Here is a 25,170-nt window from a genome sequence, read left to right as displayed (position 1 = left end):
TTTCTTTTTCCTACTCCTATCCCTGCTGGTGTTACTTGGCAACGTTTACCGGGGTGCCCAGGCGGGCTGTAAACCTTGCGGGCATTGCCCACAATAGGTGGATTTGTATACGGATTGAGTTGCTTCCTCAAGGAGGAATCATTACCATCAAGGGTGACGTCCGCTCCTTTTGTTGTTCATGACTCTGGAGAAGTTTTTTACCCAGCTCAACGCCAATGGCTTAGCCATTGCGCTTTTGCTCTTTGCCACCCCTTGGGTGGTTTGGGTTCTCTGCGACTGGATCCCAGGCCAATGGGAGGAGCCTTTTTTGCTCAGCTTAAGTATCGGCTTGGGAGCGGTAACTCTTGTCCTCTGGGCGGGCTACTTGGCCTATGCCACCAACACCGCCGGCTGGCAGGCGGTGGTGAAGCAGGCGGATATGTTCTTGCTGCTGGTGCCTCCCTGGACTTTTCTTAGCTCCATCTGGGTGGCACGCCAGCGCATGCCTCTCTCGCGGGTGCCGGCTTTTCGCACCTTGCAAGGGATCGGCATTTTGGCGGCAGTCTATCTTATTTTTTCTTGGCTCAGTCGCCGGGTTTATCTTGTCTTCTTTTCCCGCCTACCCTTTTCGGCTTTCTTGTGGATCCTGGCAGGGCTGTTGGGGGTGGCGTACATCGGCTATCGCATCATCTTCGGGGATCCGCCCAAGTACCCGCCTGAAACCTGAGGGGACGGACAGCAGGGAGTGACATACTCCCGCACTCATGCTGACGCACAGGCGGGCTTCTCAGTGACTCCTGTGAAGGACATTTCCTGAGCTTTAAGGACGGGATGCCCCACCGCTCTGTATTTGATGTTTATCGCCGCGTTGTGGTCTCGGCTCAGCTCTAGCCCACAATGCGGGCAAGAGTGCCATCTGTCTCGGATGGTCTTCGGTACCTTTTGGCCGCACCGAGAGCAGTTTTGGCTTGTGCCGCTTGGATCTACTGCGATCACCCTCAGCCCAGCTCTTTCAGCCTTGACTGCGAGAATCCGCAGGAATTGCCCCCACCCGGCATCATAAGTAGATTTCGCTAGTTTGGTTCTGGCAATACCTTTGATGTTGAGCGCCTCATACGCAATATGCTTTCCCTTGCTTACCAGCTTCTTGGCTGTTTTGTAGTGGAAGTCTTTACGCTGGTTGGCCACCCTGAGATGAGCCTTGGCCACCCGCTTCAGGGCTTTCTTACGGCGGTTTGACCCTTTCTGCTTGCGGGATAAAGACCGCTGCAGCCTCTCCAGCCGCTTTTGGGCGCGGCGGTAATACTGGGGCACTGGGACGGACTCCCCCGTATCGGTCGTCAAAAAGGAGTCCAGCCCCATGTCGATCCCCATGGTGTTCTCCAGTGTTGGCAGGTCAGGAGTGAACTCGGGGACAGACGTATCTTGCAGGCTTAATGTCACATACCACCCGTCCGCTTTGCGGGTGATGGTAGCAGTCTTGATGACAAAACCGTCAGGCAAAGGACGGTGCTGAATCAGCTTAACTGTGCCAATCTTGGGCAGATGAATGAACTTCCCCTGAAGGCAGTCCTGCTTCATCTGGGGGAAGGTGAAGGAACGATACCGGCCCACCCCCTTGAATCTCGGCCTCCCTATCCTCTTGCCGTTGCGGTCGCCTTTCAGCCAGCGGTCGAATGCTTTGTGCACTCGCTCTACGCAATCTTGGAGGACTTGCGAGTGGACTGCTTGGTATTCGGGGAACCTTGCCTTGGTGTTCACCAAGTCTCGTTTTTGGGAGTAGACATCCGGCCTGTCTCTCAGCTCAGGCAAATGACAGATTAAAGGGCAAGCGTTGATATCACAGCGGTTTTGCTCCCACCAGTTAAACCGCTCTGCCAGCCGATAGTTGTACTGCTTGCGCAACAGCTCCAGCCACTGATCCATCAGGGCAGCTTGGCTGGGCGTAGGCCGCAGACGGTACTGATAAGCAGTCCTCATCTTAAGCGTGCCTAGAAACCGCTACACTGATTATAGCACCAGTAAGGATTAGCAGCCATGAAGCATGATTTTGTTTCCAGCGGCAGAGCTGTATCTGATTTGAAGGCACACTTGGTCTTAACCACCAAGTACCGTCGCAAGGTATTTACCAGCGAAATGTTGCAGCGATTGCATGAAGTTATGTATGACCTCTGCCAAAAGTGGGGCTGCAAACTTATTGAGTTTAACGGCGAGGCAGACCATATTCATCTGCTGTTCCAGTACTATCCGCAGATAGATCTGTCCAAGTTGGTAAACAACATTAAATCCGTCTCTAGCCGTAGGATGAGAAGCGAGTTTGCGGACTACATCAGCAAGATATATCGGAAAAATGTACTGTGGAATGAATCTTATTTCATCGCTTCATGTGGTGGGGTGACGGTCTCGGTTTTGTGCCAGTACATTGAAAACCAAGGAACTCCCGCCTCTCATCCCGACCCTCGTCCTGCGGACAGAGGGCGGGGCTTCTCGGCGGACTAGCTAAAATCAAGGGAGACCTTTTGCAACTTGGCAATGGTGACCGTCCCTCTGACTTCAGCCCTGAATATCGACTATCGTCCTCTACAGGAGCTGTTATCGGCGGGAGCCTGGCTGGAGGCGGATCGGCTGAGCCTACAACTGCTATGTCGGGCGGCAGGAGAGGGGGCAGCGCGGCGGGGCTGGCTGTATTTTTCCGAGGTGAGCCGGATTCCGGTGGAGGATTTGCGAACGATTGATCACCTGTGGCGAGTGGCCTCTGGGGATCGCTTTGGCTACTCGGTGCAGCGACAATTGTGGTTGGGGGTGAACCGCAACTGGGAGCGCCTCTGGCCCCTCATCGGCTGGAAGCAGGGCTACCACTGGACTCGCTACCCTGACGAGTTCATCTGGGATCTCTCCGCCCCCAAGGGCCACCTGCCCCTTTCCAACCAACTGCGGGGGGTGCGGGTTCTGGAGGAGTTGCTCACCCACAAGGCTTGGGAAGACTCGTCAGGCTAGGCAACCGTTTCTTGAACCTTGTTGGATCTGAATTGGATCTGAGCTGTGGCCGAGCAACTGCAACTGACTCAATTTCCCGACCTGCCCGTCGATCTGGCCCAAGCCTGCGAACAAGCCATTCGGGCAACTCGCTTGGCCATGCAAGCGGGGTATCGCCGCCTGCTCATCGAGATCCTGGCCCCCGACATCAAGCCAGAAGTATTGTCCCGCCCGTTCTTGGAGCTGCTGCAACCGCCTGCTTTGGTGCTATTCAGCGATGCCGGCGGAGCAGCCCTGGCCCAGCGGGAATGGGGATCCCTGCCAGAAGGGATTGAATTACAGAGCTTGACTTCCCGGACTCAACCTACCCCAGAACAGAGCCTCCTGCTGGTGATGCCAGCGGTTTACAGCTTGGATCAGGTGGAGCGGGTTTGCCAAGCGGTCAGCGGTGGGGATCCCTCTGGGCTGGCTTCCAAAGGACGGGATCCCAAACCCGTCGTTCTCCTCAACCCCCAATTGCAGGATGCCGCCACCGTGGGGGTGGGTCTGGCCGGTCGCCGGCTGCGGCAGCGGTTCCTGAGCACCTTTGAGACCAGCTACTACCTGCGCTCCCTGGTGGAGGGGGCCCTGTTTCGGGCCTATCCGGATCCCTGGAGCGTGTGGCAGCAGGAAGAGCCCGGCCTCTACAGCGTCTTGAAGACTTTTATTGCCCAGCCCACCGGCGAGGAAGTGGCCGAACTGTTCAGGGCCAGCAAGGGAAAGGATCCCTGGTGGAGCTGGCGGCGCTGGCTGGGATCCCTGTGAGGGTCAGGATCTCATGGGGAGAGAGGCCAGGGGTGAGGGTTAGTACTATCTCAAACTCTTTTAATAAAGACTATAAAGCTCCCCGCCTCATCTCTATTTCGGTGATATGATCACACCACGCTAGGAGTGTCTGGGGATCCCCCCCAGGCTGAGATTACATCCTCAGAACCTGATCTGGTTCATACCAGCGTAGGAAAGCGAGCACTGGAGTTGACAACATGCGCAGCGAATGGGTTGCCCGTCGCCGTGGGCAAGCAAATGTAACGCAGATGCACTTTGCCCGTCAGGGCGCGATTACCGAAGAGATGGAGTACGTGGCCCGGCGGGAAAACCTGCCGCCGGAACTGATCCGCTCGGAAGTGGCCCGGGGTCGCATGATCATCCCTGCCAACATCAATCACACCAACCTCGAGCCGATGTGCATTGGGATCGCTTCCCGGTGCAAAGTCAATGCCAACATTGGCGCTTCCCCTACTTCTTCCGGCTTGGCCGAAGAGCTGGAAAAGCTGAAATTGGCCATCAAATACGGCGCCGATACCGTTATGGATCTGTCCACCGGCGGGGGCGATTTGGATGAAATTCGCACAGCCATTATCCAAGCTTCTCCAGTGCCCATTGGCACGGTGCCCATCTACCAGGCCCTAGAAAGCGTGCATGGCAATGTCGAAAAACTCTCGGCAGAAGATATCTTGCATATTATCGAAAAGCAGGCCCAGCAAGGGGTGGACTACATGACCATCCATGCCGGGATCCTGATCGAATATCTGCCGTTGGTGCGCCATCGCCTGACGGGAATTGTTTCTCGTGGGGGTGGGATCCTGGCCCGTTGGATGTTGGCCCACCACAAACAAAACCCGCTTTATACCCACTTCCGCGACATTATCGAGATTTTCAAGAAATACGATGTTTCTTTTAGTCTGGGAGATTCTTTGCGACCGGGATGTTTGCACGATGCCTCTGATGAGGCGCAACTGGCGGAGTTGAAAACCCTGGGCCAGCTGACCCGCATGGCCTGGGAGCACGATGTGCAGGTGATGGTAGAAGGGCCGGGGCACGTGCCGATGGATCAAATTGAATTTAACGTGCGCAAGCAAATGGAGGAGTGCGACGAAGCTCCCTTCTACGTTTTGGGGCCTTTGGTAACCGATATTGCGGCAGGCTATGACCACATCAGCTCCGCCATTGGGGCGGCCTTGGCTGGCTGGTATGGTGCGGCAATGCTCTGCTACGTCACCCCCAAGGAACACTTGGGTTTGCCCAATGCTGAGGACGTGCGCAACGGCCTCATTGCCTACAAAATTGCCGCCCATGCTGCCGACATTGCCCGTCACCGGCCTGGGGCCAGGGATCGCGATGATGAGATGTCCAGAGCTCGCTATAACTTCGACTGGAACCGGCAGTTTGAATTGTCTTTGGATCCAGAACGCGCCAGAGAATATCACGACGAAACCTTGCCGGCAGATATCTACAAAACGGCAGAGTTCTGCTCCATGTGTGGGCCAAAGTTTTGCCCTATGCAAACTAAGATGGATGCAGAGGCTTTGAGCGAGCTGGAGCGGTTCTTGGCCGCGCAGCCAACAGGATAAGTCTTGGTTCATCCCCAATCCAATGGGTTGAAACCATCTTCTGTCCTGCCTATGGACTGGATTGGGATCCCAGCCTCAAGCTGTCAAAAAGTTGGGTCTAAAGTTCTGTCCTACCGCAGGGATCCCTGCCCTTTGTGGCGGGGAGTGTGTCAAGCTGATCTGTAGAAGAACCATTGCAGTTGGCTCAATTGAGCACAGAGGATGACATGGCACTTAGACAACTCGGGCATGTCGCCATCCGGGTAGAAGACATCCCCAAGGCGGTGGAGTTCTACCAAAAGCTGGGCATGGTCAACGTCTGGCAGGATCCCGACTGGGCCTACATGAAGGCAGGAGAGGATGGGCTGGCGCTATTGGGGCCGGGCTACCGCGCGGCAGGGCCTCACTTTGGCTTTGTCTTCGACAACCTGGAGGAGCTCCAGCAAGAACACCAGCGCCTGAAATCCCAAGGGATCCTGGTGGGGGAAATCCACAGCCACCGGGATGGCACTGCCTCTTTCTATGGCAAGGATCCCGACGGCAACCTGTTTGAGTTTTTGTATGAGCCTGCGGGAACCTTCGACCAAGCCAAGGCAGCCCAAGCCACAGCTTGACTTAGCACCTTGAGGGCACTCCCCCAAGTACTCTCAGTTTGTCCAACGCAAAGGGATCCTCTTGTACACAGGGGATCCCCCCTTTTGACCAGCATTTACCCGACTTGAGCCAGTGGGAGTTGCCCGGTCAGTCGCCAGATCTGCTGGAGGTTTGCACGTACAAAATCACCAGGAAGATGGCGGGCACCAGAACGACTAAGAGAGTGGCCAAGATGCCCAGGTAGTTCGTCTCCATAACTCCAAATGCCACAAGCCCAACTGGCAGTCAGCATACCACTCTTGAGTACGACTTGCCCAAAGGGAAAACAGGCGGGCCAAGGCTAGGGCTTTGTTTTGACGGAAACATCCCCCAGCACTTTGGTCTGGCAGGCAAGGCGGTAGCTATCGGGCTTGCGCTTGAGCTTGCGGTTTTCTGCCTCGGTGCGAGGGGAGAGGTTCTCGGATCCCTCGACAATCTCCACCACACAGGTGCCACATTGGCCGTTGCCGCCGCAGTTGAGCAGCTTGGCCATCATTTTGTAGAGATCGATCTGGTTTTCCAGAGCCTTCAGGCGCAGGTTAGCGCCTTCAGCGACGAAGATCTCTCGGTTCTCGTTGACGAAGCGAATCGTTGCCATACCCCTGCCAGAAACCACGACACCTTTCAGACTGAGCCAGGAGAGCGCTCACAGTTGCTAAGTATTGTAACATTTTAAGTCATATTTTTAATCTCTGGCGAGAGATCTGGGATGATGATGCCTAAAGTGAGACGGCATCCTGCCTGAAGCCACTCAGGTCGGTAGCGTTTCGTTATACTGTTTGATGCCCGTGATGGAAATTCTGAGAGCGATATCCTCTTGGGTGCGCTCAGGGGTTCAAGCGGGTGCGGCACCCCTCGACTCTGAAGAAACTGCTCAGGTCAGGATCCCAGGTAAGATGTCGGCTTAATTGTTTGACTGGATATCGCGTAAGTGTTGGAGAACGTGGAGGACCGAGCTTTATGGGACTACCGTGGTATCGGGTCCATACGGTTGTACTGAATGACCCAGGTCGCCTGATCGCGGTTCACCTGATGCATACCGCTCTGGTAGCAGGTTGGGCCGGGTCGATGGCGCTCTATGAAACGGCCATTTTCGATCCGTCGGATCCTGTCCTGAATCCGATGTGGCGTCAGGGCATGTTTGTCATGCCATTTATGGTTCGCCTGGGGGTGGTCAACTCCTGGGGCGGTTGGAATATCTACGGCGAGAGCGTTGCCAATGCGGGCTTCTGGACGTTTGAAGGGGTAGCCACTGCCCATATCGTTTTGTCCGGCTTGCTCTTCTTGGCTGCCTGCTGGCACTGGGTGTACTGGGATCTGGAGCTGTTCCGGGATCCCCGCACCGGCGAGCCGGCTTTGGATCTGCCGAAAATATTTGGGATCCACCTGCTGCTGGCCGGGATCCTCTGCTTTGGCTTTGGAGCTTTTCACCTGACGGGGGTGTTTGGCCCGGGAATGTGGGTGAGCGATCCCTATGCGACGACGGGACACGTCCAGCCGGTAGCACCGGAATGGGGGCCAGCCGGTTTTAACCCCTACAACGCCGGAGGGGTGGTGGCCCACCACATTGCTGCCGGCATCGTGGGCATCATTGCAGGTCTATTTCACATCACGGTACGCCCACCCCAGCGCCTCTATCGCGCTCTGCGGATGGGGAACATCGAGACGGTGCTTTCCAGCTCGATCGCGGCGGTGTTTTTTGCCGGTTTTGTGGTGGCCGGAACCATGTGGTACGGCAGCGCCACTACCCCTGTGGAGCTGTTTGGCCCCACCCGCTACCAATGGGATTCTGGCTATTTCAACCAGGAGATTAACCGCCGGGTAAATGCGGCCATGGAAGCCGGGATGACCCGCAGTCAGGCCTACAACTCCCTGCCCAAGTCTCTGCTCTTCTACGACTACGTGGGCAACAGCCCGGCCAAGGGGGGTCTGTTCCGAGCTGGCCCCATGAACAAAGGGGATGGCATTGCCATCGAGTGGCTGGGCTACCCGGTGTTCCGTGACCGCGAAGGGCGGGAGCTGACGGTGCAGCGGATGCCCAACTTCTTCGAGACCTTCCCGGTTATCCTGCGGGATGCCGATGGGGTGGTGCGGGCAGACATTCCCTTCCGTCGGGCAGAGTCTCGCTACAGCTTTGAGCAGGTGGGGGTGACTGTGGAGTTTTACGGCGGCAAGCTGGACGGCCAGGTGTTTACCGACCCGGCAACGGTTAAGAAATATGCCCGCCAGGCCCAGTTGGGTCAGTTGTTTGAGTTCGACCGAGAAACCCCCAAGGCGGACGGCACCTTCCACACCAGCCCCCGCGGTTGGTTTACCTTTGCTCATGCGGTCTTTGCCCTGCTGTTCTTCTTCGGCCACATTTGGCACGGCGCCCGTACCCTCTTCCGGGATGTGTTCGCCGGTATTGACCCCAATATGAGCGAGGAAATGGTGGAGTTTGGCGTCTTCCAGAAAGTGGGGGATCCCACCACTCGCAAGGTTCAGGAAGCCTAGAGCCCTTTTCGGCGATGCCGTCGGCACTCTGCTTCACTTTGGAGATGGGGTGCTGGCGGCTCCGAGTTAATCTGGAATCAAGCCCCCTTAGAAATGGAGGTTTTGTATGGAAGCCATCACCTACACCTTTATCCTGTTTTTGACGTTGGGCCTTCTGTTTTTCGCGGTCGCCTTTCGGGAAACTCCGAGAATTACCAAGAAGTAACCCAGGGTAGTGGCTGCCGTTCCTGCTGTGCCGGGCTCAAGCAAGGCAGAGGGAAGGTCAGTCTCTTTTGAGATTTGTGGTTTAGGCTTAGTTCTGGATGGGGCCGGAGCTCTCTCCGGCTTTCCTAATTTGCGGTTGGGTAGCGGCAACTCGGAATGGAGTGATTCCAAAATAAGATTCCAAAATAAATAGTCAAGTAGCGGCAACCTGAGGATCCTTCCTTTTGGGAGAGGAGGGGGGAGTTCTCAGAGCTACTGAGACCCTTTTCGGTACTCTTCAGTACTCTGTAGGAGAACGCTTGTCCTACTGCTCAAATTGAACTCGCTAAGGATGCCTTAGGATGGCTTTTGGGATCCCAGAGACAGCTTAGCTTGGGTTCAGATTCAAGATTGGGTTAACGATGGCAACAGTGCTGCTGGTGGAAGATGATCCGATCAACGCCCGTGTTTTTGAGAAGGTGTTGCGACGGCGGGGTGGGTTTGAGGTCTTTCACAGCCAGGATGTGGAGCAGATTTTGAAGCTGGCCCAGGGGCACGAGGTGGATGTCATTTTGTTGGATGTTTCCCTGTCCCAGAGCACCTTTCGCGGCGAGGCGGTGGACGGGATCCGCATTGCCCAACTGTTGAAGGCGGATCCGAAAAGCAGCTCCATCCCCATCATTTTGGTGACGGCCCATGCGATGCGCGGCGACCGCGAGGCATTTTTGGCCCAGAGCGGGGCAGATGGCTACATTGCCAAGCCGGTGGTGGATCACGAGGAGATGGTGAATCAAGTTCGCCAGGTGTTGTGTCGAGGGCCGGGGCAGGGGTGAGTTCTCCTGGAGAAGAATTAGGCGGCGAAGCTGCGCAAAATCGACTGCCAAAAGGGGATCCCATCTTGCCCTGGCAAATCAGGATCTGCTGCCCGCTCGGGGTGGGGCATCAAACCCAAGATCCGACCGCTGGGATCGCAAATGCCGGCAATATTATCCACAGAGCCGTTGGGCGCAACCGGAGCATAGCGAAGGACGATCTGCCCTTGATCCTGCAATTGCTTGAGGGTATCCGGGTCGCAGGTATAGCGGCCTTCCCCATGGGCGATGGGCAGGGTTAAGGTGGATCCCTGGGGATACGCGCTTGTCCAGGGAAGATCCTGCCGTTCTATACGGATCCCCACTCGGTCGCAGATAAAGTGCAGGTTGGCATTGCGCACCAGCGCCCCCGGCAGCAGGCCCGCCTCTGTTAAGATCTGAAAGCCATTGCAGATGCCCAGCACATAGCCCCCTCGCGCTACGTGCTCCTTCAGGGATCCCATCACCGGAGCAAAACGAGCGATGGCCCCACAACGCAAATAATCCCCATAGCTGAAGCCCCCCGGCAGCACCACCACATCCAGCTCCGACAAATCCGTCTCTCGGTGCCAGATCAGCCGCGTTGGGCAGCCCAAGAGGCCGCGGGTTACCCAGGCTACATCTCGGTCGCAGTTGGAACCCGGAAAAACAACAACGCCAAACCTCACGCCAGCCATTGGGATCCCTTAAGTGAGAGGAAAGAAGATGGTCAGATTAGAGGGATGGAAGAGGGGTTGGGGGTATTTTTGGAATGGCCATCAGATCAACCCCAAATCGCGTGAACCCATCAAATTAACCACCGATAGCAGCCACTTGGATTTGATAAGTCTCAATCACCGGGTTGGCCAGCAGTTGATGGCACAGCTCATCCACCTGGCGGTGGGCGGTCTCGGCGTCGGGGGCCTCTAGCTGCAGTTGGATATGCTTGCCAATGCGCACCTGCTGTACCTGGGTATGCCCCAGCTGATGCAAGCTGGACTGAACCGCAGCCCCGGCGGGATCGAGAACAGAGGGGCGTAGGTGAATCTGAATCTGGGCCTGGAACTGCATAGAATAAAGGCTGGATCTGTTACCAGTGTATCAGTCGGATCATCACAGCTTTGGGTTCAGTCATGGATGCGTCGCGCGTGGTGGCCATTGCCCACAACGTTTTCCGGGAAACGATTCGGGATCGGATTCTCTACCTGGTGATGGTATTTGCGGTGGCCATGCTGGGAGCCACTGTTTTGATCCCGCAGGTGGCCAACCAGGCCCACAACAAAATCATTGCCGACCTGGGGTTGGCAGCCATTCACTTCTTCGGCCTGATCGTGGCCATTTTCGTGGGCACAGGGCTGGTGAATAAGGAGATTGAAAAACGCACGGTGTATGTGCTGATCGCCAAACCCATGAGCCGGGCAGAGTTCATTGTCGGCAAGCATCTGGGCCTATCGGCGCTGCTGTCGGTGCTGGTGCTGCTGATGACGGTTGTGTTTCTGCTGAGCTTGCTGCTGGTGCAGGCCCCGATCCCCCTTTTGGCCATTCTCTGGGCAACAGTCTTCACTTTCTTAGAGCTGGTGCTGATTGTTGCCGCAGCCCTGCTGTTCGGGGTTTTCACTTCCTCGATTCTGGCCACCCTCTACACCATTGCCCTGTTCCTGATGGGCCATGCCAGCCGCGCCCTGCTGCAACTGAGCAAGCTGGTGAAAGATGCCGGATTTGGCAAATTGTTTGAGGTGATTTATTTGATCCTGCCGGATTTGGAGCGCCTCAATTTGAGAGATGCTGCGGTTTACGGCCAAGTTCCGCCCCCAGCAGAACTTCTCGGAGATGCACTGTACGGCTTGGTTTACACCCTTTTGCTGCTGATTCTGGCAGTGTTGGTGTTCGCCCGGCGTGAGTTCTGACGTTACCTCTTCCCCCATGCGTTTTTTCCACTTCTATACGCCCGAACAGGTGCCTTCATCTGGGATCCCGGAGTGTGCGGTGGCCATTGATGTGCTGCGGGCCACCACCACCATTGCCACAGCGCTGGCAGCAGGAGCAGAAGCGGTACAGGTGTTTGCCCACCTGCAGCAGCTCCAAGAGGCAAGCCAAAACTGGCCGGCTTCCCAGCGGCTTTTGGCCGGGGAACGGGGGGGCAAAGCGGTGGCGGGGTTTGATCTGGGCAACTCCCCCCTCGACTACACTCCCGACCGCGTGCGGGACAAGCGCATCTTCCTGAGCACCACCAACGGCACGCGCAGCCTACAGCGCCTGGAAGGGATCCCAGTGGTGATTACAGCAGCCCTGGTGAACTTGGGAGCCGTGGTGGATTTTCTCAGACGGGGCTCCTTTGCCGAGGTGTGGCTGGTGGGATCCGGGTGGGAAGGGGCCTTTTCGCTGGAAGATACTGCCTGTGCCGGGGCTATCCTGCATCGCCTGGGCTGCTCTTTGAACCAGTTGGGCAACGACGAGGCAGTGGCAGCCTTGGCCCTGTACCAAACTTGGCAGGATGATCTGCTGGGTTTGTTGCGGCGCTCTAGCCACGGGCAACGGCTATTGGGTCTGGGGCCGGAAAACGATCAGGATCTGGCCTACTGTGCCGATCTGGATCGTCTCTCGGTGGTGCCCCGACAGGTTCAGCCTGGGGTTTTGGCCAGTGGCGGGTAGATTCTGGACAGGTGGAGCGACCTGTGGATCCCACCACCCTCTGAGCTGGAAGTAGGCGGCCATTGTCAGCATGGGCTGGATCTCAACAGGCGGGGCGCGGGCTTGGGGATCCTTTCGCTAACCCGCTTGTGCCGTGTCGGGGGCAATGCCCAGCGCTTTCTGGTGCAGCCACGCCTGCCATTCCCCTGGGATCAGCTTGTTGTTAAACGCATCGCCAGAAACAAACATATCCCGCTGATTCTGGGCCAACACAAAAATGGAGCGGCGATCGAAATGGGAAGTGAGTTTGTAGAGGGTGTAGGGGCCTTCTGAGTAGAGGGTCAGAGTTTCCTGATCCAGGCCATGGCGGCTGCTTTGGCCGTAGGCCCGCAAGACAATGTTGATCAATCGCTCATAGTGCATAGACCGTAGATCGGCTAGAAAGCTCCACAGAACACAGACAGACTTAAGGTAAGGATGGAAACCGCTGCCAAGGCCCAAGCAGCTCAAGTTAACTCAGCATAACAAATCCTCTTGGATTGCTAGGCAACGCCAACGCGAATGAACAAGATGGGATCCGCACCCATGCAGCGTCAAATGCAGCAGAAAAATGCGGTAGAACTTAAGGCAAGCCATCACGCAACCCTCTTGCACAGGCAGCCCCCCCATGGCCAACATGGCGCCCCGCCCACCCCACCCCACAGAGCCTGTCCGCATTGGCATCGTCGGCGCTTCCGGCTACGGAGGGGTACAGTTGGTGCGGTTACTGAGCGAGCATCCCGGCGTGCAGATCACCTACCTGGCTGGGCAAGACAGCGCCGGCAAGCGCTACGGGGATCTCTATCCCCAGTTGGCCCAGGCGGTGGATCTGACCGTTCAGCCGGTAGAGGTGGATCGCATTGCCGCCAACAGCGATGTGGTGTTTTTGTCTCTCCCCAATGGGCTGGCTGCTGAGCTGGCTCCGCCTTTGCTGGCCAAGGGGTGCAAAGTCTTGGATTTGTCGGCAGATTACCGCTTTCGCAACCTGGCCACCTACCAATCTTGGTACCGCATGGGTCAGACGGATCCCAACTGGCCCAGCCCTGCCTATCGCCAGGCCAATGAGCAGGCGGTCTATGGGTTGCCGGAACTTTATCGCGAGGCGATTGCCCAAGCCCAACTGGTGGGCTGTCCCGGCTGCTATCCCACTGCCTCGTTGTTGGCGGTTGCCCCTCTGCTGCGGCAGGGGTTGGTGGAGCTGGACAGCCTCATTTTCGATGCCAAATCCGGCGTTTCGGGGGCAGGTCGTACCCCCAAGGTGGGATCCCTGTTTGCCGAAGTGGACGGCTCTCTGGCAGCCTATGGAGTGGCCCAGCACCGCCATACGCCCGAGATCGAGCAAGCTTGCACCGACCTGACCCACACCCCCATCACCGTGCAATTTACGCCTCATCTGGTGCCCATGGTGCGGGGGATCCACGTCACCTTGTATGCCACTCTGCGGGATCCCGGCTTTGTGGGGGAAGATTTGCTCACCATTTACAATGCTTTCTATCGCCAATCTCCTTGGGTGAAGGTGCTGCCGCGGGGGGTTTACCCGCAAACCAAATGGGTCTCCGGCACCAACACCTGCATGATCGGGGTGGAGGTGGACAGCCGCACCAACCGCGTTATTGTCCTGTCGGTGATCGATAACCTGATGAAAGGGCAAGCCGGGCAGGCAGTGCAGTGTCTCAACTTGATGATGGGATGGCCGGAAACGTTGGGTTTGCCTCGGCTGGCGTTTTACCCCTAGCTATAATGCCCGTGATCCCCTTGAAGCGGATTCTGTCCATGTCTGAACCCCTGAATCCCCCTTTCCATTCCGAGCCCCAAAACGCCTCGCCCAGCTCAAAGGTTGCCTCGGATCCCGTGAATGGCGCTGCTGAGGGCCTGAACTGGGAGGAGCTGTGGCGGCAGCTGGAAGCGGGCTGGCAGGATCTACCCCGTCGCTCCGAAGAGACGGTGCAACAGACCCTGGCTCGCCTGCAACTGGAGTGGGGCGGGCTGTGCCGAGAGGCGCGGGATCGGCTGCAAAGCGCTCTGGAACAGTCGAGAACGGCGGGATCCCCAGAGCCCATCCACCGAGAGCTGCAAGCGCTCTTGCCCCTGCTTAACCCCTGCCAATGGGAGGTGGTCATTGGCTCTTTGCGGCAGGCTGCGGATCGCGCCTGGGTGGCCAGCTTGCTGTATCACGGCTTGCAGGAAGCGGCCTATCCAGAGGCGGAAAGCCACGGGATCCCTTCTTGGGCTCGGACGCTGACCTCTGACCAACGCTCTGCTCTGGAGGCGATGAGTGCCCGTGCCTATGGCAACAGCCGCCTGCCTTTGGTGATGGACAAAAGCGGCCAGATTCAAGTAAAGGCCTCAGCCGCCTTGTTGGCCGCCTTGATCGCCATCGAGATCGGCAGTGTGGGTTCGGCAGGTGCCTTGTCCTTGCTGGGCACACCGGAGCTGCGCAAGCTCTTGAATGCCGAGGGCAAGCTGCGACGAACCGGCTTAAAACAGGGACGAACTGCCCTCACAGAAGAAGAATGGCAAACGCTGCGCCGTTGGCTGGATCCCAAGGGATCTCCTCCCGACTGGTATCTCAATCTCACTCAAGTGGGGATCCAGACCACCCAAGTGGGGGACTATGCGGCACGGCGGCTGCGGGAGTTTTTCCAGAGTGAGTGGATTAAGCTCGTGATCCCCCCCTTGTATCACCTGGTCATCGATGCAGTGCGGCTACTGACGGGAGAAGTGTTTCTCAGCGTGGGCACCACCCTGGAATCGGCTTTGGAATCGGCAGAGGCAGAGCGGCGACTGGAGTTGGTGCTGCAAGCCTTGCCCCAGGCGCGGAACATTCCCAGCCCCGACCGGATCCAAGCTGCCATCCCCGCTGTGGTGGAAGCTGCCGAGAAACTCCTCAGACCTCTGCTGGCCCGCCAGTTGATGACCGTGGCGGACATCTTCGATCCGCCCATTCGCAACGAGAGCCTAAATGAATTGGGGCGGCAGCTCAACCTCTGGAACCCCTTCCAGTTTTTGCTCACCTGGAGCACGGCCGGCTGGCTGGAGGCCCTTCTGGATCAGATCAGCGAGTTGCAGCAGACCTACCCAGAAATGCCCCTGTGGGAGAGCTATCGCCAGGGCCTTGAAACGGCAGTGCAAGCTCCACGGGTGATGGATCAGGCGGAGGCTCTGCGTCTAACGGCCAAGAGTCTGGATCCCAAGTTGGATCCTTTGGAAGATTGAACTGATGATGCATAGGAAAGAAAATTTCCTACAGCATCCACAAAGTGAGGCTGGCAGGCTAGGTGGAATCCTTTCTACGCCAAAGACAAATCTGCACGGGTTGTAGAGGGTGGCCGGCGGACTGGTCTGATACATTTACGCTGAACACTGCTGAACATCACTGTTCAACTATGCAGCGATAGCATTCTGTTTGTTTCCATTCGCGTTAGCGGGACGGAGTCCAAACAGAATGGCGGTATCCCGCAAAGCTTTGAGTAGAATACCCAAAGCGCAGTTTCCGTGTCGTCTTACTACCAATTTTCTGCTTTGCTTTGGCTACCATGTTGGCAGACTCGAAAGTAAACAGAAAGATCAACTGGTAGTAATCCGTACTGAACATATTATACATTATTTTCAGTATAGTTGAGCTTATTATTGACTAGAGTCATGCTCCAGCCTATTCCCAAGTTAGCCATCCAGGCGGCTAGGAAAACTCCATCCACTCCACCAACTGTTTACCCCCATAAGCAAGGGGAGTGCCGAACAAAAACATGCGGGTCAAGGACGTGACCGGTAAGATCCAAGCAGGGATCCCCAAATAAAGAAAGAAGTAGAAACCAACGTGCAACATCAAGTTTTGGGGTTAGGCATTGCGGGGCTGGCGGCAGCGCGGCTGTTGCGGGCCCAGGGCTATGAAGTGCTGGTTTGGGATGAGCAAGATTCCCCTCTTCTCAGACAGCGGCAGGCTGAGCTCAATCAAGAAGGGATCCCGGTTCGGCTGGGGCAGCCTTTTCAACTGGCCGAAGGGGTGAAACAGGTGGTGGTCAGTCCAGGCATTGCTTGGGATCACCCGCTGCTGCAGGAGGTGCGTCAACAGGGAATCCCGGTGGTGGGGGAGGCGGAGCTGGCCTGGATCTATCTTGACCACCTACCCTGGGTGGGGATCACCGGCACCAACGGCAAAAGCACCACCACGGCTCTGGTGGCGGAAATGTTCAAGGCGGCGGGGCTGCAAGGGATCCCCTGCGGCAACATTGGCCTGCCCCTGTCGCAAGTGGCTTTGGCAACGCTCCAGGGAAAGCTCAAGCCGGATTGGATCGTGGCGGAGCTGAGCAGCTATCAGTTGGAAGCCAGCAGCCGCCTCATGAGCAGTACTCCTGGAGGCCCGCCGCGCATTGGGGTGTGGACCACCTTCACTCCCGATCACCTAGAACGGCATGGGACGCTGGAGCGCTATGCCAGCTTTAAGGCTCGCCTTTTGGATCGGGCCCAGTGGCGGGTGCTCAACGGCGAGGATCCCTACCTGTGCTGCCGCCGGCAGGACTGGGAAAATACCTATTGGACTTCCCTTGTTGCTACCCAAGGCTGTTGTGACCGGGATCCCACCGCAACCCTTGACCTGCGGGAAAACCGCCTCTACATCCAGGGGGAGATGGTGGCGGAGCTGGAGGACTTTGCAGAACGCTGCCCTGGCCAACACAACCTGCAAAACCTGCTCTTGGCGGCAGCAGCAGCACGTCTAGCTGGGCTCCCCAACGCTGCCATTCAAAAAGCCATCCGATCTTTTGCCGGCATGCCCCATCGGCTGGAGCGGGTGGCGCAAATCCAGGTGGGAGCCACCCCCATCCGCTTTGTCAACGACAGCAAGGCCACCAACTACGAAGCCGGCTGGGTGGCACTCAACGCCCTCTCCCCACCCATTATTCTGATTGCCGGGGGAAGGGCCAAGCAGGGGGATCCCAGTGCCTGGCTGCAGTTGATTCGGGCCAAGGTGGCCCGCGTGGTGCTGATGGGGGAGTCTGCCCCAGTGCTGGCAGAGGCCCTCCAGGGGATCCACTATACTGACGTTGAGCTGGTGCCAACCCTAGATGTAGCGGTGGAAAGAGCCTTTGCAGCGGCTTGTTCCCTTTCCCGTCAAGCTCAGAGCTTGGGGAAGCCCGCTCAGCCCATCACCATTTTGCTGTCCCCCGCCTGTGCCAGTTTTGACCAGTACTCCAGCTTTGAACACCGTGGCAACCATTTCCGAGCCTGCTGCCAAGCCCTCCAGGGATCCCTGGAATGCTGAAGCTCGCTGGCTGCGCTGGCTCACCTTGATCTGGCTGGTGCTGGGGCTGATGATGCTGTTTTCCGCTTCCTACCCGGTGGCTCAGCGGATCACTGGCGATGGCCTCTACTTTTTCAAGCGGCAATTGCTCTGGGCCGGGCTGGGTCTGGGTTGCTTCTGGGTTCTGGTGCGGATCCCATTGCGGCGCTGGTTCCCCTGGGCCGGGATCCTCTGCTTGCTGGGAGTTGGCTTGGTGTGGGCCACCCAGGTGCCGGGGTTGGGGGTTTCCCGCCTGGAAGCCAGCCGCTGGCTGGATTTGAAGGTGATCCCTGTTATCCAGCCCTCGGAATTGCTCAAGCCCCTGTTGGTGTTGCAGGGATCCTGGATCTTTGGCCGCTGGTTTCACCATCCTCCCTGGTTCCGCATCCTCTGGGTGGTTATCTTCGCCTTTGCGCTCTTGGGGATCCTCGCCCAGCCCAACCTGGGCACCACGGCCATCTGCGGCCTCACCCTCTGGGTCATGGCTTGGACTGCCGGGATCCCAGCTTTCACCCTTTTGGCCACAGCGGGGCTGGGGATTCTGGCGGCTGTGGTGAGCATTCTCAGCAAAGATTACCAACGGCGGCGCATCTTGGCCTTTTTGGATCCCTGGAGTAACGCCCAAGGGGATGGCTACCAGCTGGTGCAAAGTCTGTTGGCCATTGGCTCTGGCGGCCTGTGGGGCAAGGGATATGGCCTCTCCCAGCAAAAGCTGTTCTACCTGCCCATCCAATACACCGACTTTATCTTCTCGGTGTATGCAGAAGAGTTTGGCTTGGCCGGATCCCTGTTCTTTCTGGGGTTGCTGACCTTCTACACTCTGCTGGGCTGGCGGGTGATGGGGCGCTGTCGGGAGTTGACCATTCGCTTAGTAGCCTGCGGCTGCCTGATGTTTTTGGTGGGTCAGTCACTGATGAACATCGGCGTGGTCACCGGGGTTCTGCCCACCACAGGTGTGCCCCTGCCTTTGTTCAGCCATGGGGGTAGCTCTATTCTGGCAGGGCTGATCACAGCAGGATTGTTGGTGCGGGCAGCCCGCGAAGCAGGGTAAAGTAAGGCTGCATGTTGCCAACCCAGCAAAGGGATCCTTTCACGCAAGCAGCAAACCCAGAGGGCCAGGGATCCCTATTGGTTGGCCTCTGCTTTAGAGCGGCTTCTTATGCAGCAAAACCAAAGCTGAAGTTGAAACCGAGCCTAGATCCAGCCCATTTCATCCAAAACGAGGGTAAACACCGTCGCACAACAAGCCACCAACAGTGACACATGAGCCGGTTGACCGTGGGCAATGCAAACGCCGGCTGCCACCGAAGCGCCCGTAGCAGCGGAAAAGGTGCGACCTGCCCAATTGCCTTTGGAGGGTTTGTCAGAAGGATTGAATTTGTTAAACATTTTTACAGCAGAAAGAGGATACAAAAGGAATAAACTTCATTAGGAAACGGCCTCAGATTATCACCCCCCGACTCGATTCCAGAGGGATCCAAGGCCATTCTCAATATTTCTTCGCTTAGGCTTCAATCTTTCGTAAAATTGCGCTGAGATGCTCATAATCACCCCGCAACAGACAGCTCAACTGCCGACCTGCCTGTAGAAGCCAGTTGCGATCCCGGTTCAGGATTCGGTAAGTTTGGCGAATCACGGCAGCCACCAGCTCATCGGTTGGGATCCCGTTGACCCGTAGCAGGGTGCGCAAAAACTCGAAAGAGCGGCAGAACTCCCTCACTTCCGTATCGGAGCAGAGATAAACCGGCTGGTGAATCTGGGGAGGGCGTGGCGGCAAGTACTGATAGACCCGTCCCCCGCTGACAAAGCCGACAATGGCCGCGCGAAAATCGGTGCGCAACATGGCAAAAATCTGGGGCTGTTGCTCCCGCAGCTCCTGAGGGGAGAGGCCCAAAGCCCTGGCGCGATGGACGGTGTCGATGGGGGCGATGGCGGCATAGCAAACCACGCCATAGATCAGGTTGCCGGTCTCTTCGTCTTGGGAGCGCGTCCAACTGCCGAGAGCAGGCATGGGCGGGAAGGTCAGGCGTTCCGGCTCGAAGCACTGGGCCACAAAGGTTGTGGTGTCGGCCTCCACCACTTCTCCAAAAGCAGAGGCAGGCTGGGGGGCTCTCATCGGGATCTCAGACTTCTCAAGGGTTGCTGCTGCAAAGGCCGACGGAGGGAGACAGAGGAGTCAGGAGAAAATGGAATTTTTCCAGGTTTTAAGACTTGTGAAGATAGGGGCATCCCCTTGCCCAACATTTTGCCCCTTTTGCAACGTTTTGTCCGATCCCCGGACGGCAAATCGGCAACTCAACGGCCTATGAGATCCTCATTGCTAAGAAAGTTAGCCGACTCTGGGGATCCCTGCGTAATATATTTTTTCACACGCTCCCGCGCAAATTCGCCATCCTAAATATTAGCCATTCTAAGTATTGAGCAGTTGGCGAGCGGAGGGAGAAACAATGAATGCTCAGCAACGCGGCCAAATCATCGCTTCTGAGTGGATGATCGACAGCCAAAACCCAGTACACTCCATTTCTCGGCTCAAGCGCCGGGCAACCTATTCCGATGTAACCCTCTGGTGGTTGGTGGTGCAGCTAAACCTGATGGAACAAAACTCTATCCACACCGATCACCGATAGGATGGACGGCACAAGAACAATCGGCTGCACGAAAATCCCAGCCCAGGAACATCCCGGATCCTAAATCCAATCTTAAAACTTAAAAAAAACAAAAGAAGAGCTGAAAGTTGAGTCGGGTTGCACCTCGAACACCAGCTCTTCTGGACAGAGTAAGGAATAGAGATAAAGAAGAACCGAGTCTCGACCCCCCTTTAATCCTCCAGAGGCAAAGCCGCCACCTGAGCCGATTGCACTGGCAAGGGGAAGAAAGGCCGCTGCACAATCTCAGTTGCCAACACACTGCGCAACTGGGCAGCTACCGCCACCGTCGTGACATCGTAGGTTTGGGTAGCCAGGCGCGGGTAGAAGCCAATGCCGAGAATCGGCAACAGCAGACAGAGGGCCACCGCCATTTCCCGCGGGCGCATATCCCCCAGGTAATCTTCCAAAACTAGGCCGGGATCCTGAGCCCCGTAGAACACCTGACGCAGCATGGAGAGCAAGTAAATGGGCGTCAAAATGATACCCACTGCCGCCAGCAGGGCAATTCCAGCTTTGAAGGTCGGCGCATAGGCATCGCTGGTGGTCAAGCCCAAGAACACCGTCAGCTCACCCACAAATCCGCTCATCCCCGGCAGCGCCAGAGAGGCCAGGGATCCCGCTGTAAACAGGGCAAAAGCCTTCGGCATCTGCTTGGCCAACCCTCCCAACTTGTCGAGGGCAAGGGTGTGGGTGCGCTCGTAGGTGATCCCCGTCAGGAAGAACAAAACTGCAGCGATCAGACCGTGGGAGATCATCTGCAGCACTGCCCCATTGATGCCCAGCTCCGTGAAGGCGGAGATCCCGATCAACACAAAGCCCATGTGGGCAATGGACGAATAGGCCAAGCGCCGCTTGAGATGGTTCTGACCAAAGGCCGCCAACGCCCCGTAAATGATGTTCACCACACCCAACACCGCCAGCACCGGGGCGAAGTACACGTGGGCTTCCGACAACATGCCCACATTCATGCGGATCAGGCCATAGCCCCCCATCTTGAGCAGAACCCCCGCCAAGATCATGGAAATGGGAGCAGAGGCTTCGCTGTGGGCATCCGGCAGCCAGGTGTGCAGCGGGAAAATCGGCAGCTTCACCCCAAAGGCGATCAGCAAAGCCGCATAGGCCAACAGCTCCAAGGCCACCGGGTAAGACTTAGCGCTCAGCTCTGCCATCTCCAGGCTAAAGCCCTCGCCATAGAAGGCCATTGCCAGGGATCCCACCAAGATAAAAATGGAGGCGGCGGCGGTGTAGAGGATGAACTTGGTGGCGGCGTACTGGCGCTTCGGCCCACCCCAGATGGAGATGAGCAGATAGACCGGCACCAGCTCGATCTCCCACATCAGGAAGAATAGAAGCATGTCCTGCGCCAGAAATACGCCCACCTGGGCGCCGTACATCAGCAGCAGCAGGAAGAAAAACAAACGCGGCTTGTGGGAGAGATTCCAAGCCGCCACAATCGACAGGGTCGTGATCAAACCCGACAGCAACACCAGCGGCAAGGACAGGCCGTCCACCGCCAGCGACCAGTGGAACCCAATTTGGGGCACCCAGGCGTAGCGCTCCGCCAGTTGCAGAGAAAAGTCCTGCAGGTCATAGTGCCGCGCAAAGACATAGGCCATCAGGCCCAAATCAAAAGCCCCCACAGCGAGGGCATACCAACGCACCCAACGGCTCTGGGGGATCAAGGGGATCCCGAAGGCTGCCAGCAGAGGCAAGAGCACCAGCACCGACAGCCAGGGAAACTCAAGAGAATTGCTCATGACCGGGAATAAATACTCATGCTCGATATCTCAATGATATGAAGCTGTGTAAACAAATGGGAAGCGATATTTACAAAAAAATCTGCGCCATCGCGCAGATCTCGAGAAAGTTTCTCTGATGCCGATCCTCGAGGAGCCTCGAGGGATCCAGCAGGACAGCACTCCGCCAGGTGGATGGGCCACCCGAGTTGGCCAGAGAACCTTGTGGGGATCCCCCGGCAAGCGACTCCCCCGCTACCGGGGAAGTGGCCAGGATCTACTCGTCTTCGGCAAAGACAAAACGGTGCAGCTCGTCCAGAGTGGGCTCTGGGCTTTCCAGGGCGAAAAGAACCGCGTCCTCAATCACGGCGCTGACCTCCGCGTGGATGGCTTGGAAGTCTGCCTCGGTCATTAGGTTGTGCTCCAGGGCATAGCGTTCCAGTTGCTTGATGGGATCCCGCTGCCGCCAGAACTCTTTTTCCTCAGGACTGCGCAGCTCGTCAGGGTCGGCCAGAGAATGGCCCCGGAAACGATAGGTGATGCACTCCAGCAAGGTGGGGCCTTCTCCGGCACGGGCGCGGGCGATGGCCTGTTGGGCGGCCTCTCGCACTGCTAGCACATCCATCCCATCCACCTGGTAGCCGGGCATGCCAAAAGCCGGGCCTTTGCGGTAAATATCGGTGTCGGAAGTGGCGCGTTCATGGGCCATGCCAATAGCCCAGAAGTTATTTTCCACCACATAGATGATGGGCAACTTCCAGAGGGCAGCCATGTTGAGGCACTCGTAAAACTGGCCGTTGTTGCAGGCTCCATCCCCGAAGAAGCAGGCGGTTACCTGGTCGGTGCCCCGATATTTGGCAGAAAAAGCAGCCCCCGTCGCCACTGGGATCCCTTCGGCCACGAAGGCATAGCCCCCCAAGAAATTGTGCTCCGCCGAGAAGAGGTGCATGGAACCACCCCGACCCTTGCTGCAGCCGGTGGCCTTGCCGAACAACTCTGCCATGACCGCCCGCGGCGGGATCCCGGTGCTGAGGGCATGCACATGATCGCGGTAGGTGCTGCACACGTAGTCGGTGGGCTTGAGCGCCTTGATCACCCCCGTAGAGACGGCCTCCTGGCCGTTGTACAGATGCACAAAGCCGAACATCTTGCCCTTGTAGTACATTTCGGCGCACTTGTCTTCAAACAGGCGGCCCAGCACCATGTCTTCATAAAGAAGACGAGCCTCTTCGGCAGAAATGCGAGCAGTTGTGGAGCGCGAAGTAAGTTCTTGAACCATGCTGCGGTGCAACGAATCAGAGGTATCTTAGGCGGTCAGCAGTGAGCTTTGCGGTTTGCCCATTATCTCATGCTCCAGTCTGTCTGCCACCTTACCTGGAAATCCCATCCTGCAGGGCCGAAAGCGGTTGTTTCGAGGCCAAGGGAGTTAAACTGAAAGGCTAGGGCAAGAGGCGTTTCCATTGCAGCAGCCGCATCAGGACTCCGTCCCGCAAACGCGAATCTTGAACACCAGAGGGGGGGTTTCTTCTGCTCTCGGCTTGGACGTCGATCTGCTGGAGCCGGGGGCAAGAGGTATTTGGCCAGCCAACGTGACGGGGTGCGCCCATGGGAGCCCGTTGGGTTAGCGGTTTTGCGGCGGTGTTGTTTGCGTTGGCGGTCACCCTGCTAGGGGGCTGGTATTTTACTGCAGCCATTGGGCTAATCATTTTTTTGGCCCAGTTGGAGTTTTTTCGCTTGGTGCAAGCCAAAGGCAATGCGCCGGCCATGCGCACCACCATGTTTTCCAGCCAGGTGCTGGTGATTTTGCAGCAGGTGAGGCCGGAGTGGACCAGCCCTGCCTTTATCGTGGCGGGATCGATCATCTGTTTTTATTTGCTCTTTAAGCCCAAGGTGGCCACCATTGCCGATATTGCCACCTCAATTTTGGGACTGTTTTACTGTGCTCTGCTGCCCAGTTTTTGGATTCGGGTCAGGGCCTTGTCTTTTGCGCAAGGGCTGGGCGAAGGGCTATGGATTACGCTGCTGGCCATTGGCTGCGTGATCGCCGCAGATGTAGGGGCCTACCTGTGTGGTCGGGCCTTTGGGCGCACCAAGCTCTCCATCCTCAGCCCGAAAAAGACGGTGGAAGGGGCGGTAGCCGGGATTGCCGCCAGCATGACCCTGGCCGTGGCCGGAGCCCACGCTCTGAGCTGGCCCTGGAGCTGGCTGAGCGGCAGCGTGCTGGGGTTTTTGATTGGGTTAACTAGCCTGCTGGGGGATCTCACCGAGTCCCTCATGAAACGAGATGCGGGAGTAAAAGACTCCGGGGATCTCATTCCCGGCCACGGCGGCATTTTGGATCGGGGCGATAGCTACGTCTTTACCGGGCCGCTGGTGTTTTACTTTATGGAATGTCTGGAATGGCTCAACGCCTATTTCAGCCAATAATCGGGTTTTGTTCCTCAGCCTTCCTTTGCTGCATCTCCAAGATGACTTGTCTGACGTTTTCCAGACAGCAAAATCCCTGCGGGTTGTTCACCTGACAGCCACAGCCCCTGGCTTTGATGTGGTCGGCAATCCCCTCGAGGATAGCCTGGGGCGTTTTGGATCCCTGGAGCTCTTGCCAAATGCGCCGGCGCGTCCATCCAAAACAGTAGCAGACAGGCACGTCCTCGCCACTTTCTTTCTCGCCACTTTCTTTTTGAAAGACGGGAACCTTGAGGTCGTCAACCCCAAAGCTTTGACCTTCCTCAGAAAAATAGACGACGGGGCAAAGGGGATCCCGACAAAACGCATAGCTGGCGTTAGCATTAAGTTGCTCCAAAGCCTGACAAGACAGAAGGCTCTTCAGCGTAATCAGTTGAATCGGGATCCCTTGCTCCCCGCTCTTTGGACACAAGGGCTGCCAAGCTTTAGCAGAAAATGGGAAAAAGGGTTCTCTTGTCATGGGTTATTAAGCTGTTGCTGTTGAAAGATAGCGCAAGAGGAACTTTTCTCCTGCTCAGAAAATTTTTGTTGACACTTTTCAATGAGTGTCGATAACTCCCCTCTGAGTTCCTGTAGATGGGCGATTGACTTGTCGATTTGTCTTAGTTTTTCAGTTAGCTTTACGTACACCTGCCAACAGGGCAGGGCTTGCCCGTTCTCCTGAAGCAGGAGCAATTCTTTGATCTCGGCCAGGGTAAGTCCCAAAGCCTTAGCGCGGGCAATGAAAGCTAGCCGCTCCAGCTCAGCTTCTCCGTAGAGGCGGTAGCCCCCCTCTGTCCTACGGGGCTTGGGGATGAGCCCCAGGCGCTCGTAGAAGTAGAGGGTTTGGGGGCTGATGCCCAACTTCTCGGCTACCTGACCCACCCGCAGCAGCTCAGACATGCCGGGTTCTCTACCCTCTCTCCAGAA

General features: G+C 57.1%; 29 protein-coding genes and 1 riboswitch. Of the genes, 17 read left to right on the top strand and 12 right to left on the bottom strand.

Going from position 1 to position 25,170, the window contains the following annotated elements; all coding sequences use genetic code 11:
• Positions 1-178: 178 nt before the first annotated feature.
• Positions 179-706 (top strand): hypothetical protein, encoded by a 528-nt coding sequence (locus ACVWXW_RS06460; protein ID WP_457403245.1) that lies wholly within the window; start codon positions 179-181, stop codon positions 704-706.
• A 35-nt stretch (positions 707-741) separates the two neighbouring features.
• On the opposite strand, the gene ACVWXW_RS06455 is transcribed toward ACVWXW_RS06460, so the two are convergent.
• On the bottom strand, positions 742-1,959 hold the full coding sequence (locus tag ACVWXW_RS06455) for an RNA-guided endonuclease InsQ/TnpB family protein (RefSeq protein WP_457403244.1): 1,218 nt from the start codon (positions 1,957-1,959) through the stop codon (positions 742-744).
• A 57-nt stretch (positions 1,960-2,016) separates the two neighbouring features.
• Here ACVWXW_RS06455 and tnpA point away from each other — a divergent pair, with 57 nt between their 5' ends.
• The 5 genes from tnpA (at position 2,017) to ACVWXW_RS06430 (ending at position 5,938) form a co-directional block, all read left to right on the top strand.
• Positions 2,017-2,478: an IS200/IS605 family transposase gene (gene tnpA / locus ACVWXW_RS06450; RefSeq protein ID WP_457403243.1), complete on the top strand. Its 462-nt coding sequence runs from the start codon at positions 2,017-2,019 to the stop codon at positions 2,476-2,478.
• 33 nt (positions 2,479-2,511) lie between these two features.
• Positions 2,512-2,976, top strand: a complete 465-nt coding sequence (locus tag ACVWXW_RS06445; RefSeq protein WP_457403241.1) for a GUN4 domain-containing protein — start codon at positions 2,512-2,514, stop codon at positions 2,974-2,976.
• A gap of 45 nt (positions 2,977-3,021) precedes the next feature.
• Positions 3,022-3,759, top strand: coding sequence for a DUF1995 family protein (locus ACVWXW_RS06440; RefSeq protein ID WP_457403240.1), 738 nt, complete (start codon positions 3,022-3,024; stop codon positions 3,757-3,759).
• A 112-nt stretch (positions 3,760-3,871) separates the two neighbouring features.
• Positions 3,872-3,972: riboswitch (TPP riboswitch) on the top strand.
• Positions 3,973-3,977: 5 nt separating this feature from the next.
• Positions 3,978-5,345: a phosphomethylpyrimidine synthase ThiC gene (thiC, locus tag ACVWXW_RS06435; protein WP_457395687.1), complete on the top strand. Its 1,368-nt coding sequence runs from the start codon at positions 3,978-3,980 to the stop codon at positions 5,343-5,345.
• 206 nt (positions 5,346-5,551) lie between these two features.
• Positions 5,552-5,938 (top strand): VOC family protein, encoded by a 387-nt coding sequence (locus ACVWXW_RS06430; protein ID WP_457388271.1) that lies wholly within the window; start codon positions 5,552-5,554, stop codon positions 5,936-5,938.
• A 127-nt stretch (positions 5,939-6,065) separates the two neighbouring features.
• On the opposite strand, the gene psbM is transcribed toward ACVWXW_RS06430, so the two are convergent.
• The gene (gene psbM / locus ACVWXW_RS06425; protein WP_071818137.1) at positions 6,066-6,173 is read right to left on the bottom strand and encodes a photosystem II reaction center protein PsbM; all 108 of its coding nucleotides are present in this window, start codon (positions 6,171-6,173) and stop codon (positions 6,066-6,068) included.
• Between the two features lie 85 nt (positions 6,174-6,258).
• Positions 6,259-6,555: a 2Fe-2S iron-sulfur cluster-binding protein gene (locus ACVWXW_RS06420; protein WP_011431947.1), complete on the bottom strand. Its 297-nt coding sequence runs from the start codon at positions 6,553-6,555 to the stop codon at positions 6,259-6,261.
• Positions 6,556-6,917: 362 nt separating this feature from the next.
• Here ACVWXW_RS06420 and psbB point away from each other — a divergent pair, with 362 nt between their 5' ends.
• The 3 genes from psbB to ACVWXW_RS06405 all read left to right on the top strand — a co-directional run bounded on the left by psbB (position 6,918) and on the right by ACVWXW_RS06405 (position 9,466).
• Positions 6,918-8,450, top strand: coding sequence for a photosystem II chlorophyll-binding protein CP47 (gene psbB / locus ACVWXW_RS06415; RefSeq protein ID WP_414350489.1), 1,533 nt, complete (start codon positions 6,918-6,920; stop codon positions 8,448-8,450).
• Positions 8,451-8,556: 106 nt separating this feature from the next.
• Positions 8,557-8,655, top strand: a complete 99-nt coding sequence (locus ACVWXW_RS06410) for a photosystem II reaction center protein T (protein ID WP_011431949.1) — start codon at positions 8,557-8,559, stop codon at positions 8,653-8,655.
• Positions 8,656-9,055: 400 nt separating this feature from the next.
• Positions 9,056-9,466, top strand: coding sequence for a response regulator (locus ACVWXW_RS06405; RefSeq protein ID WP_457403238.1), 411 nt, complete (start codon positions 9,056-9,058; stop codon positions 9,464-9,466).
• A gap of 17 nt (positions 9,467-9,483) precedes the next feature.
• On the opposite strand, the gene purQ is transcribed toward ACVWXW_RS06405, so the two are convergent.
• Together purQ and purS are read right to left on the bottom strand one after the other, a co-directional pair.
• On the bottom strand, positions 9,484-10,161 hold the full coding sequence (gene purQ, locus ACVWXW_RS06400; protein WP_414408622.1) for a phosphoribosylformylglycinamidine synthase subunit PurQ: 678 nt from the start codon (positions 10,159-10,161) through the stop codon (positions 9,484-9,486).
• A gap of 115 nt (positions 10,162-10,276) precedes the next feature.
• Positions 10,277-10,534 carry a phosphoribosylformylglycinamidine synthase subunit PurS gene (gene purS, locus ACVWXW_RS06395; RefSeq protein WP_011431952.1) on the bottom strand — a complete coding sequence of 86 codons (258 nt, stop codon included), beginning with the start codon at positions 10,532-10,534 and terminating at the stop codon, positions 10,277-10,279.
• A 62-nt stretch (positions 10,535-10,596) separates the two neighbouring features.
• On the opposite strand from purS, the gene ACVWXW_RS06390 reads away from it, so the two are divergent.
• Both ACVWXW_RS06390 and ACVWXW_RS06385 read left to right on the top strand, forming a co-directional pair.
• Entirely contained in the window at positions 10,597-11,370 is a 774-nt protein-coding gene (locus ACVWXW_RS06390; protein WP_414330211.1) for an ABC transporter permease, read from the top strand.
• Positions 11,371-11,386: 16 nt separating this feature from the next.
• The gene (locus tag ACVWXW_RS06385) at positions 11,387-12,115 is read left to right on the top strand and encodes a 2-phosphosulfolactate phosphatase family protein (RefSeq protein ID WP_457403260.1); all 729 of its coding nucleotides are present in this window, start codon (positions 11,387-11,389) and stop codon (positions 12,113-12,115) included.
• Positions 12,116-12,232: 117 nt separating this feature from the next.
• Here the strand turns inward: ACVWXW_RS06385 and ACVWXW_RS06380 are convergent, their stop codons facing one another.
• The gene (locus ACVWXW_RS06380; RefSeq protein ID WP_414355344.1) at positions 12,233-12,517 is read right to left on the bottom strand and encodes a hypothetical protein; all 285 of its coding nucleotides are present in this window, start codon (positions 12,515-12,517) and stop codon (positions 12,233-12,235) included.
• Between the two features lie 244 nt (positions 12,518-12,761).
• Between ACVWXW_RS06380 and argC the strand changes: the two genes are divergently transcribed.
• From argC to ACVWXW_RS06360, 4 genes are all read left to right on the top strand, one after another.
• Entirely contained in the window at positions 12,762-13,868 is a 1,107-nt protein-coding gene (gene argC, locus ACVWXW_RS06375; RefSeq protein ID WP_011431956.1) for an N-acetyl-gamma-glutamyl-phosphate reductase, read from the top strand.
• A gap of 38 nt (positions 13,869-13,906) precedes the next feature.
• The gene (locus tag ACVWXW_RS06370; protein WP_457403236.1) at positions 13,907-15,349 is read left to right on the top strand and encodes a hypothetical protein; all 1,443 of its coding nucleotides are present in this window, start codon (positions 13,907-13,909) and stop codon (positions 15,347-15,349) included.
• A 601-nt stretch (positions 15,350-15,950) separates the two neighbouring features.
• The gene (murD, locus tag ACVWXW_RS06365; RefSeq protein ID WP_457403234.1) at positions 15,951-17,393 is read left to right on the top strand and encodes a UDP-N-acetylmuramoyl-L-alanine--D-glutamate ligase; all 1,443 of its coding nucleotides are present in this window, start codon (positions 15,951-15,953) and stop codon (positions 17,391-17,393) included.
• A complete protein-coding gene (locus tag ACVWXW_RS06360) occupies positions 17,338-18,462 on the top strand; it encodes an FtsW/RodA/SpoVE family cell cycle protein (RefSeq protein WP_457403233.1) in 1,125 nt (374 codons plus the stop codon). Before murD ends, ACVWXW_RS06360 begins: the two co-directional genes overlap by 56 nt.
• 143 nt (positions 18,463-18,605) lie before the next feature.
• Here ACVWXW_RS06360 and ACVWXW_RS06355 read toward each other — a convergent pair whose 3' ends face one another.
• Both ACVWXW_RS06355 and ACVWXW_RS06350 read right to left on the bottom strand, forming a co-directional pair.
• Entirely contained in the window at positions 18,606-18,800 is a 195-nt protein-coding gene (locus tag ACVWXW_RS06355; RefSeq protein ID WP_457403232.1) for a hypothetical protein, read from the bottom strand.
• 115 nt (positions 18,801-18,915) lie between these two features.
• Entirely contained in the window at positions 18,916-19,527 is a 612-nt protein-coding gene (locus ACVWXW_RS06350) for a hypothetical protein (protein WP_414343849.1), read from the bottom strand.
• 331 nt (positions 19,528-19,858) lie between these two features.
• Between ACVWXW_RS06350 and ACVWXW_RS06345 the strand changes: the two genes are divergently transcribed.
• Positions 19,859-20,038, top strand: coding sequence for a hypothetical protein (locus ACVWXW_RS06345; RefSeq protein ID WP_011431964.1), 180 nt, complete (start codon positions 19,859-19,861; stop codon positions 20,036-20,038).
• A 191-nt stretch (positions 20,039-20,229) separates the two neighbouring features.
• Here ACVWXW_RS06345 and ACVWXW_RS06340 read toward each other — a convergent pair whose 3' ends face one another.
• Together ACVWXW_RS06340 and pdhA are read right to left on the bottom strand one after the other, a co-directional pair.
• Positions 20,230-21,816, bottom strand: a complete 1,587-nt coding sequence (locus ACVWXW_RS06340) for an NAD(P)H-quinone oxidoreductase subunit 4 (protein WP_457403231.1) — start codon at positions 21,814-21,816, stop codon at positions 20,230-20,232.
• 256 nt (positions 21,817-22,072) lie between these two features.
• Positions 22,073-23,074 (bottom strand): pyruvate dehydrogenase (acetyl-transferring) E1 component subunit alpha, encoded by a 1,002-nt coding sequence (pdhA, locus tag ACVWXW_RS06335; RefSeq protein WP_011431966.1) that lies wholly within the window; start codon positions 23,072-23,074, stop codon positions 22,073-22,075.
• 326 nt (positions 23,075-23,400) lie between these two features.
• Between pdhA and ACVWXW_RS06330 the strand changes: the two genes are divergently transcribed.
• On the top strand, positions 23,401-24,222 hold the full coding sequence (locus tag ACVWXW_RS06330; RefSeq protein ID WP_457403230.1) for a phosphatidate cytidylyltransferase: 822 nt from the start codon (positions 23,401-23,403) through the stop codon (positions 24,220-24,222).
• On the opposite strand, the gene ACVWXW_RS06325 is transcribed toward ACVWXW_RS06330, so the two are convergent.
• Together ACVWXW_RS06325 and ACVWXW_RS06320 are read right to left on the bottom strand one after the other, a co-directional pair.
• Complete coding sequence (locus ACVWXW_RS06325) at positions 24,212-24,721, bottom strand: putative iron-sulfur cluster-binding metallochaperone (protein WP_457385621.1); 510 nt, start codon at positions 24,719-24,721, stop codon at positions 24,212-24,214. The two genes, ACVWXW_RS06330 and ACVWXW_RS06325, sit on opposite strands and share 11 nt — an antisense overlap.
• Positions 24,718-25,143 (bottom strand): heavy metal-responsive transcriptional regulator, encoded by a 426-nt coding sequence (locus tag ACVWXW_RS06320; RefSeq protein ID WP_414401614.1) that lies wholly within the window; start codon positions 25,141-25,143, stop codon positions 24,718-24,720. Before ACVWXW_RS06320 ends, ACVWXW_RS06325 begins: the two co-directional genes overlap by 4 nt.
• Positions 25,144-25,170 lie beyond the last annotated feature (27 nt).

Source organism: Thermostichus sp. MS-CIW-30 (assembly GCF_054058015.1).
The sequence above is the reverse complement of the archived record's forward strand: the minus strand, read 5'-3'. Positions and strand labels throughout refer to the sequence as shown.

What these genes read in the sequence shown, in the direction of transcription:
- psbM (WP_071818137.1), bottom strand. Translation starts at nt 6,173, where the DNA reads ATGGAGACGAACTACCTGGGCATCTTGGCCACTCTCTTAGTCGTTCTG.
- ACVWXW_RS06410 (WP_011431949.1), top strand. Translation starts at nt 8,557, where the DNA reads ATGGAAGCCATCACCTACACCTTTATCCTGTTTTTGACGTTGGGCCTT.
- ACVWXW_RS06380 (WP_414355344.1), bottom strand. Translation starts at nt 12,517, where the DNA reads ATGCACTATGAGCGATTGATCAACATTGTCTTGCGGGCCTACGGCCAA.
- argC (WP_011431956.1), top strand. Translation starts at nt 12,762, where the DNA reads ATGGCCAACATGGCGCCCCGCCCACCCCACCCCACAGAGCCTGTCCGC.
- psbB (WP_414350489.1), top strand. Translation starts at nt 6,918, where the DNA reads ATGGGACTACCGTGGTATCGGGTCCATACGGTTGTACTGAATGACCCA.
- ACVWXW_RS06355 (WP_457403232.1), bottom strand. Translation starts at nt 18,800, where the DNA reads ATGTTTAACAAATTCAATCCTTCTGACAAACCCTCCAAAGGCAATTGG.
- purQ (WP_414408622.1), bottom strand. Translation starts at nt 10,161, where the DNA reads ATGGCTGGCGTGAGGTTTGGCGTTGTTGTTTTTCCGGGTTCCAACTGC.
- ACVWXW_RS06405 (WP_457403238.1), top strand. Translation starts at nt 9,056, where the DNA reads ATGGCAACAGTGCTGCTGGTGGAAGATGATCCGATCAACGCCCGTGTT.
- ACVWXW_RS06345 (WP_011431964.1), top strand. Translation starts at nt 19,859, where the DNA reads ATGAATGCTCAGCAACGCGGCCAAATCATCGCTTCTGAGTGGATGATC.
- ACVWXW_RS06445 (WP_457403241.1), top strand. Translation starts at nt 2,512, where the DNA reads ATGGTGACCGTCCCTCTGACTTCAGCCCTGAATATCGACTATCGTCCT.
- ACVWXW_RS06330 (WP_457403230.1), top strand. Translation starts at nt 23,401, where the DNA reads ATGGGAGCCCGTTGGGTTAGCGGTTTTGCGGCGGTGTTGTTTGCGTTG.
- purS (WP_011431952.1), bottom strand. Translation starts at nt 10,534, where the DNA reads ATGCAGTTCCAGGCCCAGATTCAGATTCACCTACGCCCCTCTGTTCTC.
- ACVWXW_RS06420 (WP_011431947.1), bottom strand. Translation starts at nt 6,555, where the DNA reads ATGGCAACGATTCGCTTCGTCAACGAGAACCGAGAGATCTTCGTCGCT.
- pdhA (WP_011431966.1), bottom strand. Translation starts at nt 23,074, where the DNA reads ATGGTTCAAGAACTTACTTCGCGCTCCACAACTGCTCGCATTTCTGCC.
- ACVWXW_RS06340 (WP_457403231.1), bottom strand. Translation starts at nt 21,816, where the DNA reads ATGAGCAATTCTCTTGAGTTTCCCTGGCTGTCGGTGCTGGTGCTCTTG.
- ACVWXW_RS06385 (WP_457403260.1), top strand. Translation starts at nt 11,387, where the DNA reads ATGCGTTTTTTCCACTTCTATACGCCCGAACAGGTGCCTTCATCTGGG.
- ACVWXW_RS06460 (WP_457403245.1), top strand. Translation starts at nt 179, where the DNA reads ATGACTCTGGAGAAGTTTTTTACCCAGCTCAACGCCAATGGCTTAGCC.
- tnpA (WP_457403243.1), top strand. Translation starts at nt 2,017, where the DNA reads ATGAAGCATGATTTTGTTTCCAGCGGCAGAGCTGTATCTGATTTGAAG.
- ACVWXW_RS06430 (WP_457388271.1), top strand. Translation starts at nt 5,552, where the DNA reads ATGGCACTTAGACAACTCGGGCATGTCGCCATCCGGGTAGAAGACATC.
- ACVWXW_RS06370 (WP_457403236.1), top strand. Translation starts at nt 13,907, where the DNA reads ATGTCTGAACCCCTGAATCCCCCTTTCCATTCCGAGCCCCAAAACGCC.
- ACVWXW_RS06325 (WP_457385621.1), bottom strand. Translation starts at nt 24,721, where the DNA reads ATGACAAGAGAACCCTTTTTCCCATTTTCTGCTAAAGCTTGGCAGCCC.
- ACVWXW_RS06455 (WP_457403244.1), bottom strand. Translation starts at nt 1,959, where the DNA reads ATGAGGACTGCTTATCAGTACCGTCTGCGGCCTACGCCCAGCCAAGCT.
- thiC (WP_457395687.1), top strand. Translation starts at nt 3,978, where the DNA reads ATGCGCAGCGAATGGGTTGCCCGTCGCCGTGGGCAAGCAAATGTAACG.
- ACVWXW_RS06390 (WP_414330211.1), top strand. Translation starts at nt 10,597, where the DNA reads ATGGATGCGTCGCGCGTGGTGGCCATTGCCCACAACGTTTTCCGGGAA.
- ACVWXW_RS06320 (WP_414401614.1), bottom strand. Translation starts at nt 25,143, where the DNA reads ATGTCTGAGCTGCTGCGGGTGGGTCAGGTAGCCGAGAAGTTGGGCATC.
- ACVWXW_RS06350 (WP_414343849.1), bottom strand. Translation starts at nt 19,527, where the DNA reads ATGAGAGCCCCCCAGCCTGCCTCTGCTTTTGGAGAAGTGGTGGAGGCC.